Below are 16,338 nucleotides of genomic sequence, written 5' to 3'. Positions count from 1 at the left end.
CTAGACTAAACAGCCGTGAACTCTTTGAGAAGCAGCCTTATCCTAACCGCTAGCCTGGTATCTGCAGGACTTACCCTCAGCGCTTGCGGGACTAATCCTTTGCTCCACGGCCAGGAAATCGAGTCCATGGGCAACGCCCAGCCGGTACAGTCTCCTGCCTCCGACTCCCCTGCGGGCCAGGTTGTGGACTTCCCCGCCGTAATCGACGTGGAGGCTGCTGGTGACACCGTTGCCGTGCGAACTGCGGACGCGTTAGTTGTGGGAACCCCCAGCCAGTTGCAGTCCGGTCAAGCCCGGGAGTTTGATATTGACCCCAACTGCGGTGACCTGACCTCCTCCGGTGACAAGTTCTGGCTGGCCTGCGTGGAGAAGCTGCTCAGCTTTCCCACCACCGGCAGCACCGGCCCGGCAACGCTGGAGGTTGATGAGGACTTCCCCGTCACCGCCGTGGCGCAGCTTTCCACGGGGGAAATCTTTGTTGGCTCCAACCAGGAAGCCACGGTGTCGGTTTACCTCAACGGGGAGAAGACGGACACCTTCTCCGTTGCGGCACCCACTGATCAATTAGTGGCGGTCCACAACACGGACGGGGTTGATAACGTGGTGCGCACCTGGGGAGAAGACACCACCATCCAGAGCCTGGATTGGCGCAACTCCCGGGAGGGTGGCCGCCTGCGGGTGGGCAAAGGTGTGGGGCAGATTTCCGCTGGCAACCATGGCGTGGTTGTGGCTTCCGACGCCCTCGGCGAAAGGGTGGCCATCTATACCGCCCAGGACGTAGTTCGCTTGCACCAGTTTGGTAATGCCCCGGGCCAGCCGTGGGCTGCCGCCTGGGATTCCTCCCGGCAGCTCGCGTGGGTGTCTGACTTGAAGAACAATCAAGCCCAGGCTTTTGAAATTTCCACCGGCGTCCCGGTGGATAAAGGCCGTATAGCCACTGTTGCCGATGCCCGGACTATGGCCGTCACAGACAAAGGCACTGTTGTCTTAGGCTCGGCCACCGGCGACGGCCTGCAGCTAGTCACTGATCCGCAGCTGGATTAGGGCTTTCCGCTTGGCCACTTCCCGTCTTTCCCGCTTTATACATTTTCCGATATCCCGAAAGAACCTCACATGAATTTCCACGACCTGCGTATCAAGGGCTACCAGCTGGCACTAAAAGCCATGTTCACCCTAGAACCAGAGCAAATCCACACCCTCATCGCGGGCGGCCTCAAGGGCCTGCAGATTGCCGGCCCGGTTACCCGCGCCCTGGAGAAGGTCAACGCGGTCCACGACCCGGTCCTGGCTCAAGAGGTTTTTGGAGTCCACTTCCCTCGCCCGCTGGGCCTTGCCGCCGGTTTTGATAAAAACGGCTCGGCACCAGATGCGTGGGCTGCCATTGGTTTTGGCTACGCGGAGCTAGGAACGGTCACGGCCATGCCGCAATCAGGTAACCCAGCGCCCCGCTTGTTCCGCCTGCCGGCCGACAAGGCCATCCTCAACCGCATGGGCTTTAACAACGCGGGTGCACACGAGGTAGCAAAGAACCTTAAAAACCGCCGCTACCAGGACGTTATCGGTATCAATATTGGGAAGAACAAGGTGGTTGCGCCCGAGGACGCGGTGGAAAACTACAAGGCCTCCGCGACCTTGCTGGGCAACCTCGCGGACTATCTGGTGGTCAACGTCTCCTCCCCAAATACTCCCGGTCTGCGCGATCTGCAGGCTGTGGAGTCCCTTCGCCCCATTCTCCAGGCCGTGCAGGAATCAACCTCGGTTCCGGTGTTGGTCAAGATTGCCCCGGATCTCTCCGATGAGGACGTGGACGCCGTGGCGGACCTAGCCTTGGAGCTGGGGCTAGCCGGCATTGTGGCCACCAACACCACCATCTCCCGGGAAGGGTTAGCTACCCCGGCGGAGGAAGTGGCGGAAATGGGTGCTGGCGGAATCTCTGGGGCTCCCGTAGCCCAGCGCTCCTTGGAGGTGCTCCGGCGCCTCCACGGCCGCGTAGGGACACGGCTGGTATTGATTGCGGTGGGGGGAATTTCCACCCCACAGCAAGCCTGGGAGAGGATTACCTCCGGCGCTTCCCTTCTACAGGGCTACACCCCGCTCATCTACGGCGGTCCGGACTGGATCCGCGACATCCACACCGGAATCGCTTCCCAAATCCGCGCCCACGGCCTCAGCAACATCTCCGAGGCGGTTGGTTCGCAACTGGAGTGGAAGGACTAGCCGGGCACTGCCCGCGCCCTACCACCGCAACACCAATAGAGGCTCCGCCCGTGCCAAGCGGCACCGGCGGAGCCCTTTTTCTGTCCTGTTTGCCCCGGGCGCAGTAGCATCAACAATTGCCCAACGTGGGGGTTTAGTTCCCCCGGTCCCAGGGCTGTGGTGGCCTATGCTTTTGGCATAAGCGAGCGCCTGAGAACCAGCGCGCAGAGGATAGCAGCCACGGCGTACATGAAGATCCAGTACTGTTCGGTAATCACCAGCGGGTCAGCGCTAACAAAACGGCTGCCTACCAATAGCACCAGCGCAACAGCCAGACCTATTACCTGCGAACGCGAGCCACGCTGCTCCGTACTGGTGGTAACAAACGCGCCAACTAGAGCGGCCGCACAGACAATCAGCACAAAGCGCGGGGTGACATCAAACCCGCCCATCCAACCGTTTTCCAAAATTGACAGGACGCCAAAGATGATTAAAACCAAGGCAAGGGCCATGAAACCACCACCGACCCTTAGCGCCAAAGGAACGGGCGCGGGAGCGGGGGCGGGGGTTTTAGAACGTTGTGCCATGCGGTTTCAACCTACCTTGGGAAGCTAGACGGTGGGAGCTTGGAAGAAACACAGCTTAATTGTTTTCGTACCAGCCCCACAGCACGGCGCGCCCAAGTGCGTGGAAATGGAGGTTAAAGCCCAGCACAGTTGCGGAGGAATCTGGGTCAATGTCTAGGGTTTCGGTATCCACGGCGTGGACAACGTAGAGGTAGCGGTGCGGTGCGTGCTCCGCCGGCGGGTTGGCACCGTAGTGGGTCTTTTGCCCGGAATCATTGCGTAGGCTGATAACCCCATCAATGCCAAGGTCTTCCTTGGCACCGGCTCCCGTGGGCAGCTCCGTGACGGAAACCGGGATATTGAAGGCTGCCCAGTGCCAGAAACCGGAGGCGGTTGGTGCATCGGGGTCAAAGCAGTAGACGGCCAGGGACTTGGTGCCCTCTGGTAGGTCGCTCCACGCCAGGTGCGGGGAGACGCTTTCCGGTGCGCGGAACTTCTCCGGTATTTCTTCACCGTTGCGGAGATCATCCGAGTTCAACGTGAAGCTGGGCAGGTCCCGGAGGGCCGCGAAGGGATCAGGGCCAGGGAAACGAGGATCTTGTGCGTAATCAGTCATATCTATATTCATACCGGAAAAATCGCGGCCCGTGTCCAACTTTCTCTTAATATCTGCGCTATCCCGCGCCGCTAGGCTACCCATTCCCCAAACTACGCCCGGCAAACTTGCCGCGTCAGCAACCGCTTAAAGGCCTTCTACGTGGGGATTTGTGGCGCTTGGGGTCCGCGCGCTATTGTAGTCAAGTGCCCAGCCGCAAGGCTGAACAAAACCCTGCCCGGGTGGCGGAATGGCAGACGCGCTAGCTTGAGGTGCTAGTGTCCTACTAACGGACGTGGGGGTTCAAGTCCCCCCTCGGGCACCAAATGAATTCGGAACACTGTCAAGGCAGCGTTCCGAATTTTGCATTTCTCCACCCCCAGTCCGTAGTTGGAGCCAAGGGCGCGGAGTTGGAGCCAAGGTCGGAGTTGAAAGGGGGCTCTTCGGGAATTCGTGGGCCCAATTTTCCCAAAGCTCCCGGTGAACGCCCCCTTGAACACGCCAGCCCCTTGAACACCCGGTGAGCGCCCCTGCACCAGCCCCGGCGGGCCCAACATGGCGTTTAATGTTATCCAGCCAAGGTTTTGAGAGCTAAGCGCCGGGTTCCGCCCATCACGCCAACCCTTTGCCCCGAAATATCCGAAGTGCCTATTTAATGCCGGACTTCCTGGATTAAAGATTCCAGGAGGTCATGATCGAGGCTTTCCACAGCGCGGACAACCTCGCCTAAGTCCTCAAACCGGCAGTACCCAGTGTAGGTCTGGTCCCCGGCACCCACGTTTCTCAAGAAAAGCTGGGTTCCCCAAAATATGGAACGGTCGTCTTCCCAGCTAGCCCCGGACAGATCCGCCCTTCCAAGCGCTTCTTCGCAAACGCTGGCTCTGGTGTTTACCAGGGCGTGGTAGTTAATCATCTCAGCGCGTTTCAACGGCGGAGAAACATAGGTTTCGCCGGATGTAGACCAGACAACGTACTCGTCTTTGTCTGGATTGGGCTTGAATACACACCGAGGCATGTTGGGAATCCTCCACTCTCGAAAACGTGCCACACCATCGCAGCACAGCTTGTTTCTATCTTTCCACATTCACGGTGAAATATAGACAAGGAGCGTGGGTGTCGTTGACCCACTCCAGTCGAAGTCCTGAAACTCGCGATTTTCCAACATCCCGGCTACCTTGCGCGCCGGAATCCTTATACCTAAGCGCTGGAAGTAGAATCAATAAAATGACCGAACAACCAGCGACCCCGGCCCACCCTCCGGAGGTCGCAGGCAGAGCTGGCACCACCCCAGTAGTCTCCCCCAGAGCAGTCTCCCCCGGAGCAAGGTGGCGCAATCTCCTCAGTGTCCTGTTCCTGGCGGGCTTAGCGGTGGCGTTCTTACTACTGGTGGATATCCCCAGCCTAGCTCAGCTGCGGTCCTATGCTGAGTCGCTGGGACCGTGGTTTCCGCTCGCTTTTTGGGCAGGCTACGTGGTCTTTACGCTATTCCCGGTTCCACGGACTTTCTGGACTTTGGCGGCGGGCATCCTTTTCGGACCGTGGTGGGGCCTGGTACTTTCACTGACCGCCCTTTCCGCGTCGGCAGGACTCACGGTGTACACCCTGCGCCGACTCACTGGCGGTACCGTACTCTCGAGGCTCCGTGAACCGCGTGTGGCGAATCTAAACCAGTATCTCAGCAAGCGGGGTTGGATGGCTGTGTTCGGCCTCCGCATGGTGGCCGGCGTCCCGTTTTCGGTAGTCAATTATGCGGTAGCCCTTACCCCTATCCCGCTGGCACAATTCGTGGCCGCTACCGCGATTGGCTCGATCCCCACAACGGTGTTGGGAGTATTTTTTGGCAACGCCCTTACCGGGGACAGTAACCCAGCTCTGCTTGTGGCCACGGCGATCATAGCTTTGTGCGGCGTGTCCATCGTGGTGTGGGACGCTAGGCGCGCCTCGCATCTAATCAAGCCCATAGGCTAGACTTAACCACACGCTTAACCCACTTCAAGAAGGAGTCAAGTCTTTATGCTTGCCGTACACGCCAGGTACCGTGGCCAATCTTTGCGCCGCGCGGCCCTGGTTCAGCGTTCAGCCCAGGCTCTTTCCACCTTAGACGGGGTGGATGAATTCAAGCTGCTCGGAGTGGAAGATATCTGCTCTACCGTGAGTTCATCCACCGCCGTGTGTGAGGTGGTCTTGGCGTTGCTCGCGGATGGTGATTGGGCCGTTGGAATAGGGGTTACCCCTGCTTTGGGAGCGGGAGAAGACACTTCCGCAGAGTCAGCCACAAGGACTAGGTCTATTGCCACTGCGGCGTGCAAAAACTCTGCCCGCGCGGGTCAGGTGTACGCCAAGATTGATGCCTCGGGGCGCAGCTCAGAGGCTGCGGACATAGCTGCCGCCTTCACCCTACTGGGATTTGTCCTCAATAAACGCACCATTGAAGGCCGTGAAGCCACGGCGCTGGTGCGCTCCGGGTTGAACCAAAACGAGGCCGCTCGGGAGCTGGGGATTAGCAAGCAGGCTATGTCCCAGCGCCTGCACGCAGCTGGGTGGAACGCGGAGCAGGTGGGGTGGCAGCTGGTGGTCAACGTCCTCGAAAGAGCCAACCATCAGGCTAAGTCCTAGGAGGTTGGTGCCAGGCGTAGACCCCGGAGATTTCCCCGGACTACTGAGCCTTTCACTTACAAGCCTTAGCTCAAGTCTGCTTTGCTAAGCTCCGGGTTGGTAACAAAGTCCACCAACCGTTCCACCGCGCCGATGAGCGTTGAATCCAGGTCCCGGAACGTAGACACCGCCCCGTAGACGCGACTCCACCCTTCTTTAGGATCAGACCACCCCACGCGGCGGCAGATGCCTTTTTTCCAATCCTCTCCGTAAGGAACGTCGGGCCAGGCGCGCAGTCCTACGCGCTCTGGTTTTACGGCCGCCCAGATATCAATGAACGGGTGGCCGGTAACCAATACGTTCGGTCCAACTGTTTGGGTTAGACGGGATTCCTTGGATCCTTTGACCAGGTGGTCGGCTAAGACACCTACCCGGCGTCCGGGTCCGGGCCGGAACTGTTTCAACCTGGACTCAAGATTGTCCAGGCCCTCCAGGTATTCCACCACTACGCCTTCTACTCTAAGGTCGTGTCCCCACACTTTCTCTACGATGGCGGCGTCGTGGATTCCTTCCACCCAAATGCGCGACGGTGCCGCTACTTTGGCCTCAACATTGGCTACTTTCCTAGACCCGGAGTTGGATTTCACAGGGCCACTGGTGGCCACGTAACGGGTGAGGGTAACTTGCTGGCCTTCGTAGAGGAATCCTCCCGGAACCAAATTAAACACGCGCTGTTTCCCGTAGCGGTCCTCCAGCCTTATTACCTGCCCGTAAGCGGTTTTATCGATGCCCATGACGGCTCCCACGAAGTCATCACCAACTACCTCCACCACCATGCCCGGTTCTGCCGGAATCGAGGGGTATTGACGGGGCGCGCTGCGGGAATGGCCGCTTAAGATATCGCCTGCATACGGATCGCGGGAAGAAAAGCTCATAGCGCCCCATATTATCTACTAAACTGCCCTGCGATATGGATATGCGCGCTGAAGTCTGGTCTCCGTTACAAAACGCCTCTATTTGGTTGGGGGCGTGGTTGTTTGGCCTGGAGTCGACCGATGAATTAATTGATGCCCTCACTGATTTGGGGGGCTATCAAACGCTGGAGGACGGCCGGCCTCTCATTGATCTCTTGAGTTCCATCCGCTCCGAAGTTGGGCACCTTCCCGGAAATTCGGCGGGTGAACCGCTGCTCCGCCTGGTGCTCTCGGGCCCCGGCGAGCCGCCGGCTTTGCCTGCATCCTCGCCTGCTTTCCAGGCCGCAGCTAAGAGCCTGGCCGGGGCAATCATTGTCAAAACTGCCCAAGCAGACCGCCACCTGGTCCTGGTACCAACGGCGCTGTCTGGCGAAGGCGGCCACGCAGGAACCGGCTGGCAGCTGTTTGTGGAAACCGGCCCCCTGCCCGCGCCCGCTTGGCTTAGTCCCGGTGATGCGGATTTTCTTCTGGCCAGGGCCACTGAGGAATCGGCAGCGTGGATAGAAAAGATGGATTATGTCAAAAAAGATACTCCATCGCCTCGCCTGCAGGTAGGCTCCCTGGCGGACTTCTACGAAAATCCGGGCCTTCCTGCCGCTACGCCGGTGCGTAGCGAAAAGCTCTTTTCCCGCGCTGACCGAGTGGCCGCTATCATCGAAACCGTTACTGACAGGCTCGATGACCACTACCTGGATCCGCAGCTACTGCGTTTATGGCGGCACATCCGTCAAGCCCGTATGGCTGGTGTTGCATACGCACTAACCGAATTCGCCCGCTAGCCTGCCTGGGATTTTAAGGCGCAGGGGTGGGGGAAATGTCGCAGCAGCCGGCAGCACAGGGCTGGCCATTGCGGGTACAGCCCTGAACTGGTAACTGGCTCAGTCTAGCTACTGCTTCCTGGCGGCCCACGGGGGCAGCCACGCCCTGCTGGAGCTCCTCAACCAAATCCACCACCATGGACTGGAAACGTTTGCTGGGCCCTGCGGTACGGGTGCGCTCTAGGTGCATTCCTAGATCCTTCATTTCCGCGGCCAGCTCGGTGTCCAGGTCCCAGATAACCTCCATGTGGTCGGAGATAAAACCTATTGGGGACACCACCAGGGCTTTTATCCCCTCTTCGGCTAGCTGGGCGGCATGGTCAGCGACATCCGGCTCCAGCCACGGGGTAGCCGGATTGCCGGACCTGGAATTCCACACTAAGTCGAACTCCTCTACGCCCGCCTCCCGGGCGACCAAGCGCGAGGCTTCTTCCACCTGGCGCGAGTAGAGGTTCTTCTCCCCCTCTGGCCCCGAGACGTCGTCGTGTGCGGTGGGCACCGAGTGCGCTGTAAATACCAAGCGGGAGCTATCGCGCAACTCCTCCGGAATTTCGGCGAAGGACTCTGTGACCGCCTCCGCCATTTCGGCGATGAATTTGGGGTGGTCGAAGAACTGGCGGATCTTGGTGAATTGGATATCGCCCAGCCCCTGTTCCTGGACATAATCGACAAGGTGTTGAATATCCTCATGGTATTGGCGGCAGGCGGAGTATCCGGCCCAGGCTGAGGTGGCAAAAACCAAAATGTTGCGCTTGCCATCGGCTGCCATTTTGTCCACGGCGTCTGTGCCAAACGGCTTCCAGTTCCGGTTGCCAAAATAGACGGGCAAGTCGATCCCCCGTTCTGCCAGTTCTTGTTCAATATTGGCAATCAGCTCGCGGTTAAGGCGGTTTATGGGGCTTACCCCATCGAAGTGGAAGTAGTGCTTTCCTACTACCTTTAGGCGCTCTTTGGGGATCCCCCGGCCCCGGGTGACGTTTTCTAAAAACGGGACAACCTCCTCGTTTCCTTCCGGGCCACCGAAAGAAAGAACGAGGAGGGCGTCGTAGTTGTCTAAAGCAGGGACAGTTTCATGTGCGTGGGTCATAACCGATGACCCTACCAACTAAGCGGTGCCAGACAGGGAAAACAGGGATTCGTGTGATCGAAATTCCAGGAACAAGCAGCGGACCGACTGCGAATGTCCCCTTAGCCAATGAGCCGGACGACATCAGAAGTCATTCCCGCATAGCGAACGGGCGCTATTCGGACATGCCCGCCAGACTCTGGTGCCTCGATCATTGTTCCGTCACCCAAATAAATAGCAACATGCTGGTTGCCACCTGGGCCGTAGAACAGTAGGTCGCCACGCTTCATCTGGGAGGCGGGCACGCGACGCCCGTGGTTGTACTGGTATCCCGAGTAGTGCGGCAAGGCAATTCCTGCCCCAGCGAAAGCGTAGAGAATGAGCCCGGAGCAGTCGAAACCCACCTTGTCAAAGTCACCGTAGGAGTCAGCCACGCCACCGTCCCGGATGCCGCGGGTAGGTCCGTTGGCGTCGCCACCGCCCCATGCGTAGTTCACACCCACCTGGGATTGAGCGCGAGCAATAACGGCCTCAATGAGGGCGTCCTCACCTTGATCCGCCACAATTTCAGTAGCTTCTTCCGTTACAGTCAACGTATTGTCCAATGCCTCGAGTACCGAGTTGAGGTCATCCGTCAAACCCCCCGTACGTGCCTGCGCACCAGCCTGTCCCGTGCTGTTTTCTACGGTCGTGTGAGAAGCTTGAGGCGCCGTGGTCGAGGGAGAATTGGTGTACCGGGAGTCTGTGGCCTTTAGCACTTGACTGGTGGCTGAGAGAACTCCTTGCAGGGCTTTAAGGTTACCGCGTGAAGAACCCATCTCTGAGCTTAGAGCGGCGTGTTCGGGCTGGGAAGCCGCCACGATGGCCGCCGCAGCGCCGAATACCGCAACTCCTGCTACTGCCATTTCCTCATTGCTCAGTGAGGAGCCTGCCGCATCTGGAGCAATTGAACCAGCGTCTGCCGTCAATCCTTCAAAGGGGGCTTTATCCCCACCCACGCCGGCTGTAACCCCCCGGACCGCTTCAATTGCGGCCCGGCTGGAACCGGCAAGATCATTGTCTTGGGGGGTGCCAGCATTACCTGCTCCATCCGTGGAGTTATCTCCTCCGGCGGCTGGACTAGTGGCAGCGGGGGTAGCGTCGGCCGCTGGTGCCGGAGCCCGGTGTGCAGCCGCAATGGGGGCTGCGGGCTGTGGCGCTGCTACAGCGTCATTGCCGGAAGGGTCTACGCTATTTTCTCCCGCCTTGTTGCTGCCTTGGTCCTTTTCATCCGGCATCTCTCCGCGGAAGGAGCTCAGCGCGGCCTCGGCCTGCTGCTGCTTAGCTAGCAAAGTTTCACGTTGTCCCATAACTTCCTGGACCCGTGCGGAGGCCTCGGAGAGGAGATTTCTGGCTTCCTGCTCGCTTTCTGCGGCCTGCTGCTCGCGGTCTTGGGCAAGCTGTTCTACCTTTCGGAGTTGGGACTCCTTGTTTGCCTTCTCGGTTCTAACCCGCTCAAGCTCCTTAACTACCTCACGCTGCTTCGAGGTCTGGACCTTGAGGAAGCTCTGGCGCTCCAACATCTTTTGCCGGCTATCTTGTCCCGCAGCTCGGGAAACCGATTCACTGGTGTTGGCGCGCCGGAAAGCAGAACGTGCAAGCTCGTCCAATTTTCGCTGCGCCAAAGCTACGGCGTCTTCGGCGATTTGCAGCTCCGACTTTGCGGTGCTGGTCCCTTTCTGGGCTTGCAACAGCTCAGTGCGGGCGTCCTGCAAGTCCACCAAGGCACGGTTGACGGCTTCGCGGTGAGCGCCGATGGTGGAATCAAGCCTGGAGATTTCACTCTGGATGTCTGCGAGTGCCCCGGCAAGCTCGGGGATGGACCCTGCTCCATCGCGAATGGCTTTATCAATATCGCGCAGCAATTGCTGCTCGATAGTCTGTGCCTGCACGGGGGCAGGGGTCACGGAGGTTACCAGGGAGACGATTGCCGTGCAGGATGCAGCGGCAAGGAAGGAACGAAGCCTAAAGGTTGGTTTAGGCTTCCGGTTTCTATACGCATTTCTATAAGTGGTGGCCACGGAAGTTTTTCTCCTCAGCGCCGTGCTCGTGGCACACAGCTCACCCCACAACTGTGGCGAACGTGGCCAAGCAAGTTCACGGGTGCCCTACGCCGGTGTCCAGCATGAGGCTGGGCGGTGGTGATCTCCTGCTAGATCCTCAGACCTTGGGCATACCGCAACGGCAGTTCCTACATGCTCCGCCCAGCAGAGCTAGGCCAAGAGCGGTGAACTTTTCCGTCTAGACGGTATGACAAGGTCTAAAAAGCTAGCGTTCAATCAGCCCTTCAGGAAACGTATGTTTCTTTGGGGCCGGTTGGCGCTCGCAAACTTTTCAGCAGACCTTTGCCCTGGCCGTGGTGGGTACGGGCCTTCTGATTGAGGGCCCCTTTTGCCATGGCAGGAACTAGGGTCAGCTGTCCCTATCAAGCACAACGCGTTCATCGATATTTTGAACACTTTGTTACCAACACATGGGACGCAACCGATCCCGAATACCTGGCATTTCCACCAAAATTTCTCTTTTATTGCTCACAGCCTGCTTCCCCACATGCTCGTGCAAAGAAAAACCTCAAGGAGGATAAATGACCCGGAGAGAAAGATTTCAACTCATGTGTCGATTTCTAAAGCGTAAACCACTTAGCTAGTCAAGTACACCGATTTAACCATTGGTCACTTTGGTCAAGTAGAGAAACATGACCATCTTTGGCCCCTACCTGCACGGTTTGTAACAAAACTATTACAAGTGATTTGCGCCACACTTCGCGACGGGTGCCAAGCTACACCAATAAAGACCTCTCCCCCATAGTTGGCCTACCGAGCCCACCGCCATGGTGTCAAGCGCCAGGGCTTGACACCCACTCCCCCAGGGTCCCCGCCCTGGGCTTAAAGGTGTTAAAGATTCGGCTTAAAACTGTCAGAGATTTAAGGTCTATCCAACCCCGCACTGGCACTACGCCAGGCGACCGATGCCGCCACGGCGGCCAACGCTACAAACGCGACTAACGCCAACGTCCAGGACTCCCCGGAGCCCCCGCCCATCTCGTGGAGCTGTTCCACCACCACAGTATGCTCGGTCCCCGGGGCGATCTGGGCTTGAACGGACTCGATTTCCGCGCGGGAGTAACGGGAGCTGACAACAGAGACGTCCGTGGGTGACTGCACTATGACCGTTTCTAGCCCAGTGGCATCAGCGAGCTCTTGCGCGACATCTCGCAAATCAGCAGCCTTCGCTGGAATAACGTCAACAACGGCAATGCCCTCACCCGGACGCAACACCTCCTGGATGCCCCTTTGCGCCGGCCCATCGAACCCCTCAGTGTGGGTGGAAGCCGAAAAAGCTACCCGATCTTCGGCCAACTGGGCCGCTAGGTCACTTACATCTACACCAGCTGGAATCACGGAGTTGTCCTTTGCAAAGTTTTAATCAACGAGAGGCTGCAAGCCCTTCCCGTCCGGGGTTTGCCGTCTATATAAGTCTTACCGGCAGCGTGGCAGAGGAGGCTCTGGCGCGCCGGGAAACCCCCACAATATTCAAACAGAACGTCCGTACTGTTATACTCCAAAACAGACGACCATGGAACCCTCTATTATGGAGGGGTGAACCATTGCGTTCTCCTTGGCAGATTTAGCCATCGGCGGTCTTAGATTCTAAGCCCCATGCTAGGCACCTTTAATCGCCCGACTGCGGTCCGTCAAGAGAATAAAGGAACACCTAAGTTCAACATACAACAAGGAATGGAGCCCCCTGTGACTGAAAGCCTGAACTCCTTCGGCGCCAAGAAGACTCTTGATGTCAAAGGAAAATCATACGAATACTTCGACATCAACGTTGTCGAGGGAATGGAAAAACTACCCTATTCCCTCAAAGTACTGGCAGAAAACCAGCTGCGCTACGAAGACGGTAAGAACGTAACCAAAGACCACATCAATGCGCTAGCAAACTGGGATCCGTCTGCTGAACCAGACACTGAAATTCAGTTCACCCCCGCCCGTGTGCTCATGCAGGACTTCACCGGAGTACCTTGCGTTGTTGACCTTGCCACCATGCGTGAGGCCGTAGAGGCCCTGGGCGGCAAGCCTGAGCAGGTAAACCCCCTCAACCCCGCAGAAATGGTCATTGACCACTCCGTTATCGTGGAGGCCTTTGGTTCCAAAGAAGCTCTCGAGAAAAACGTTGAGATTGAATACGAGCGCAACGAAGAGCGCTACCAGTTCCTCCGCTGGGGTGCAGAGAACTTCTCCAACTTCAAGGTTGTTCCTCCCGGAACCGGCATTGTCCACCAGGTCAACATTGAGTACCTCTCCCGTGTTGTCTTCGACAACGAAGGCGTAGCGTACCCAGATACCTGTATTGGCACCGACTCCCACACCACCATGGAAAACGGCCTAGGCATCCTGGGCTGGGGCGTGGGCGGTATTGAGGCAGAGGCCGCAATGCTTGGCCAGCCAGTATCCATGCTTATCCCCAAGGTCGTGGGCTTCAAACTGACCGGTGAAATCCCGGTAGGCGTGACCGCCACCGACGTCGTACTTACCATCACCGAAATGTTGCGCCAGCACGGCGTGGTCCAAAAGTTCGTCGAGTTCTACGGCAACGGCGTCAAGTCCATCCCGCTGGCAAACCGCGCCACCATTGGCAACATGTCCCCAGAGTTCGGTTCCACCGCGGCCATCTTCCCCATCGATGAAGAAACCGTGAAGTACCTCGAACTCACCGGCCGCCCGCAGGAACAGATTGACCGCGTAGAGGCCTACGCCAAGGCACAGGGTATGTGGCTGGAAAAGGACGCACCGGAAGCCAAGTACTCCGAGTACCTTGAGCTAGACCTGGGCACCGTCAAGCCTTCCATCGCCGGACCAAAGCGCCCACAGGACCGCATCGTCCTATCCGAGGCAAAGGAACAGTTCCGCAAGGATCTGCCCACCTACGCCGACGGTGAGCCTGTAGGCGACGAAGCATCGCTACAGGCAAAGCGCATGGACGCTGAAGGCGCAGTGATGGAAGATAACGAGGACGTTACCGGGGGCCTGAACAAGTCCCGCGAAGGCGAAGGCGAGTCCGCAGCCAAGGGCGCTGCCGGCCGCCAGTCCAACCCAGTGGTAGTCTCCTCCCCCAACGGCGGGGAGTACACCCTGGACCACGGCATGGTAGCCATCGCCTCCATCACCTCCTGTACCAACACCTCCAACCCCTCCGTCATGGTCGGCGCCGGCCTGATTGCCCGCAAGGCAGCAGCCAAGGGCTTGAAATCCAAGCCCTGGGTCAAGACCATCTGCGCGCCCGGTTCCCAGGTTGTGGACGGCTACTACCAGCGCGCCGATCTCTGGAAGGACCTGGAAGCCATGGGCTTCTACCTCTCCGGCTTCGGCTGCACCACCTGTATTGGTAACTCCGGCCCACTGCCGGAAGAAATTTCCCAGGCCATCAACGAGCACGATCTGGCTGCCACCGCAGTCCTATCCGGCAACCGCAACTTCGAGGGCCGTATTTCCCCAGACGTCAAGATGAACTACCTGGCGTCCCCAATCATGGTTATCGCTTACGCCATTGCCGGCACCATGGACTTCGACTTCGAAACCCAGCCGCTGGGCCAGGACCAGGATGGCAACGACGTCTTCTTGAAGGACATCTGGCCTTCCACCGAGGAAATTGAGTCCACCATCGCCGACGCAATTTCCCGCGAGCTCTACGAAGCTGACTACGCCGACGTCTACAAGGGCGACGAGCAGTGGCGTGCGCTGGACGTTCCGGAGGGTGAGACCTTCGAATGGGATGAGGCTTCCACCTACATCCGCAAGGCTCCTTACTTCGACGACATGAAGCCAGAGCCAGAGCCAGTGAAAGACATCAAGGGCGCCCGCGTCCTTGCCAAGCTGGGCGACTCCGTGACCACGGACCACATCTCCCCCGCTTCTTCCATCAAGCCCGGCACCCCAGCTGCGCAGTACCTGGATGAAAACGGCGTGGACCGCAACGACTACAACTCCCTGGGTTCCCGTCGTGGCAACCACGAGGTGATGATGCGCGGCACGTTTGCCAACATCCGCCTGGCCAACCAGCTAGTTGACATCACCGGCGGCTACACCCGTGACTTCACCCAGGAGGGTGGCCCACAGGCATTCATCTTCGACGCTTGCCAGAACTACAAGGAGCAAGATATTCCTCTCGTGGTTATCGCGGGCAAGGAGTACGGTACCGGTTCTTCCCGTGACTGGGCAGCTAAGGGCACCGTCCTGCTGGGTGTTAAGGCCGTTATCACCGAGTCCTTCGAGCGTATCCACCGCTCCAACCTCATTGGCATGGGCGTGATTCCGCTGCAGTTCCCTGATGGTGAATCTCACGAGTCCTTGGGCCTAGACGGCACCGAGACCTTCGACATCGAAGGCATCACGGAGCTTAACAACGGCACCATCCCGAAGACCGTTAAGGTCACGGCTACCAAGGTCTCCGGTGAGAAGGTTGAGTTCGACGCCATCGTGCGAATCGACACCCCGGGTGAGGCTGACTACTTCCGCCACGGCGGTATCCTCCAGTACGTTCTGCGCCAAATGGTAAAGAGCTAGTACGGACCCGCAGAGCCGCCTAGGAATGTGGGGCTTTCTCCACCGCCCTGCCTAGAAACTGACAGCTCTCGAAGCAAGAAGGGGTAGCGCCCGCCTCTCTGGGAACCCAGAGGACAGCGCTACCCCTTTCGTCATAAGTTCCTATTCGCTTAACAAAGAGGACTAGCACAATGCCTATCATTAGTGACGACGAGCTGAGCCGCAGGCGTCACGAAATCCTTGTAGGTGCCAGGCGCTGCTTCGCGCAGTTTGGTTACGAAGGCGCGACCGTGCGGCGCCTAGAGGAGGAAACTGGGAAGTCGCGAGGCGCTATCTTCCACCACTTTGGTGACAAAGAGTCCCTGTTCCTAGCGTTGGCAAGGCAGGACGCCGCGCGCCAAGCCGAAGTAGTAGCAAACAACGGCCTTGTCGAGGTGATGCGGGAGATACTCTCTTCCCCCGAGCGCCATGAGTGGCTGGCTACCCGGCTGGAAATCGCGTCCTTGCTGCGCACCGACCCCAACTTCCGCAGCCGGTGGAAGGACCAGCAGTCCATCCTCAACCAAGCGGTCCGCGACCGCCTGCGCTCCAAAGCAGAAACAGGACGGATCCGCGATGACGTAGACATTGAAGTCTTAGGAACATTCCTGGAGACTTTCATGGACGGCTTTATCTCCCGGCTCGCGCGCGGGGACTCCGAAGGGTTAGAACACGTTCTACAGCTGGTCGAACAGGCTATAAGGACAAAGGCCGTATAGGGGTTACACCGTCACCTGCTTCCCTGGGGGCACCCGGCTACCACCCGCCGGGCCGCCGCCGGGGCTTTCACCGTGTGCAAAGGCCTTTCGCGTTTTCTACTTCCGGAGTGCTGCCGGAACCCCAGAAAGATTCCGCGGCAAGGCCTAAGCGTTATGCTTTCCGCGTGCCGGGCCTGAGCCGGTAAC

The 16,338-nt window shown here is 58.6% G+C and carries 15 protein-coding genes and 1 tRNA gene; 9 read left to right on the top strand and 7 right to left on the bottom strand.

Going from position 1 to position 16,338, the window contains the following annotated elements; all coding sequences use genetic code 11:
• Window positions 1-15 precede the first annotated feature (15 nt).
• Together F4V58_RS05555 and F4V58_RS05550 are read left to right on the top strand one after the other, a co-directional pair.
• On the top strand, window positions 16-1,044 hold the full coding sequence (locus tag F4V58_RS05555) for a hypothetical protein (protein ID WP_075734070.1): 1,029 nt from the start codon (window positions 16-18) through the stop codon (window positions 1,042-1,044).
• Window positions 1,045-1,113: 69 nt separating this feature from the next.
• Complete coding sequence (locus F4V58_RS05550) at window positions 1,114-2,217, top strand: quinone-dependent dihydroorotate dehydrogenase (protein ID WP_075734068.1); 1,104 nt, start codon at window positions 1,114-1,116, stop codon at window positions 2,215-2,217.
• 164 nt (window positions 2,218-2,381) lie between these two features.
• On the opposite strand, the gene F4V58_RS05545 is transcribed toward F4V58_RS05550, so the two are convergent.
• Window positions 2,382-2,783: a hypothetical protein gene (locus F4V58_RS05545; protein ID WP_075734066.1), complete on the bottom strand. Its 402-nt coding sequence runs from the start codon at window positions 2,781-2,783 to the stop codon at window positions 2,382-2,384.
• Window positions 2,784-2,838: 55 nt separating this feature from the next.
• Window positions 2,839-3,378, bottom strand: a complete 540-nt coding sequence (locus F4V58_RS05540; RefSeq protein ID WP_075736542.1) for a YbhB/YbcL family Raf kinase inhibitor-like protein — start codon at window positions 3,376-3,378, stop codon at window positions 2,839-2,841.
• Window positions 3,379-3,593: 215 nt separating this feature from the next.
• On the opposite strand from F4V58_RS05540, the gene F4V58_RS05535 reads away from it, so the two are divergent.
• A tRNA-Leu gene (locus F4V58_RS05535) sits at window positions 3,594-3,682 on the top strand.
• A gap of 327 nt (window positions 3,683-4,009) precedes the next feature.
• On the opposite strand, the gene F4V58_RS05530 is transcribed toward F4V58_RS05535, so the two are convergent.
• A complete protein-coding gene (locus F4V58_RS05530; RefSeq protein WP_075734064.1) occupies window positions 4,010-4,372 on the bottom strand; it encodes a hypothetical protein in 363 nt (120 codons plus the stop codon).
• Between the two features lie 209 nt (window positions 4,373-4,581).
• On the opposite strand from F4V58_RS05530, the gene F4V58_RS05525 reads away from it, so the two are divergent.
• Genes F4V58_RS05525 through F4V58_RS13055 form a run of 3 tightly spaced genes read left to right on the top strand, consistent with a single transcriptional unit; the run spans window position 4,582 to window position 6,061 of the window.
• Complete coding sequence (locus tag F4V58_RS05525; protein WP_084559698.1) at window positions 4,582-5,325, top strand: TVP38/TMEM64 family protein; 744 nt, start codon at window positions 4,582-4,584, stop codon at window positions 5,323-5,325.
• Window positions 5,326-5,370: 45 nt separating this feature from the next.
• A complete protein-coding gene (locus F4V58_RS12855; protein WP_075734062.1) occupies window positions 5,371-5,973 on the top strand; it encodes a MarR family transcriptional regulator in 603 nt (200 codons plus the stop codon).
• Entirely contained in the window at window positions 5,894-6,061 is a 168-nt protein-coding gene (locus tag F4V58_RS13055) for a hypothetical protein (protein ID WP_425429758.1), read from the top strand. Before F4V58_RS12855 ends, F4V58_RS13055 begins: the two co-directional genes overlap by 80 nt.
• On the opposite strand, the gene F4V58_RS05515 is transcribed toward F4V58_RS13055, so the two are convergent.
• On the bottom strand, window positions 6,039-6,887 hold the full coding sequence (locus tag F4V58_RS05515) for a DUF3097 domain-containing protein (protein ID WP_075734060.1): 849 nt from the start codon (window positions 6,885-6,887) through the stop codon (window positions 6,039-6,041). The genes F4V58_RS13055 and F4V58_RS05515 overlap by 23 nt on opposite strands.
• A 35-nt stretch (window positions 6,888-6,922) precedes the next feature.
• Here F4V58_RS05515 and F4V58_RS05510 point away from each other — a divergent pair, with 35 nt between their 5' ends.
• Window positions 6,923-7,705, top strand: coding sequence for a hypothetical protein (locus F4V58_RS05510; RefSeq protein WP_075734059.1), 783 nt, complete (start codon window positions 6,923-6,925; stop codon window positions 7,703-7,705).
• A 13-nt stretch (window positions 7,706-7,718) separates the two neighbouring features.
• On the opposite strand, the gene F4V58_RS05505 is transcribed toward F4V58_RS05510, so the two are convergent.
• From F4V58_RS05505 to F4V58_RS05495, 3 genes are all read right to left on the bottom strand, one after another.
• On the bottom strand, window positions 7,719-8,831 hold the full coding sequence (locus F4V58_RS05505) for a ferrochelatase (RefSeq protein WP_075734057.1): 1,113 nt from the start codon (window positions 8,829-8,831) through the stop codon (window positions 7,719-7,721).
• A 101-nt stretch (window positions 8,832-8,932) separates the two neighbouring features.
• On the bottom strand, window positions 8,933-10,870 hold the full coding sequence (locus tag F4V58_RS05500; RefSeq protein WP_075734056.1) for a DIP1281 family NlpC/P60 protein: 1,938 nt from the start codon (window positions 10,868-10,870) through the stop codon (window positions 8,933-8,935).
• Window positions 10,871-11,773: 903 nt separating this feature from the next.
• A complete protein-coding gene (locus tag F4V58_RS05495) occupies window positions 11,774-12,250 on the bottom strand; it encodes an Rv1476 family membrane protein (RefSeq protein WP_075734054.1) in 477 nt (158 codons plus the stop codon).
• A 348-nt stretch (window positions 12,251-12,598) separates the two neighbouring features.
• Here F4V58_RS05495 and can point away from each other — a divergent pair, with 348 nt between their 5' ends.
• Together can and F4V58_RS05485 are read left to right on the top strand one after the other, a co-directional pair.
• Window positions 12,599-15,415, top strand: a complete 2,817-nt coding sequence (gene can / locus F4V58_RS05490) for an aconitate hydratase (protein WP_211272776.1) — start codon at window positions 12,599-12,601, stop codon at window positions 15,413-15,415.
• A 170-nt stretch (window positions 15,416-15,585) separates the two neighbouring features.
• Complete coding sequence (locus tag F4V58_RS05485; protein ID WP_075734050.1) at window positions 15,586-16,152, top strand: TetR/AcrR family transcriptional regulator; 567 nt, start codon at window positions 15,586-15,588, stop codon at window positions 16,150-16,152.
• The last annotated feature ends 186 nt before the right edge of the window (window positions 16,153-16,338 follow it).

It is taken from the genome of Corynebacterium phocae, assembly GCF_008693075.1.
Taxonomy (GTDB): domain Bacteria; phylum Actinomycetota; class Actinomycetes; order Mycobacteriales; family Mycobacteriaceae; genus Corynebacterium; species Corynebacterium phocae.
This window is presented reverse-complemented; position numbering and strand designations above follow the sequence as displayed.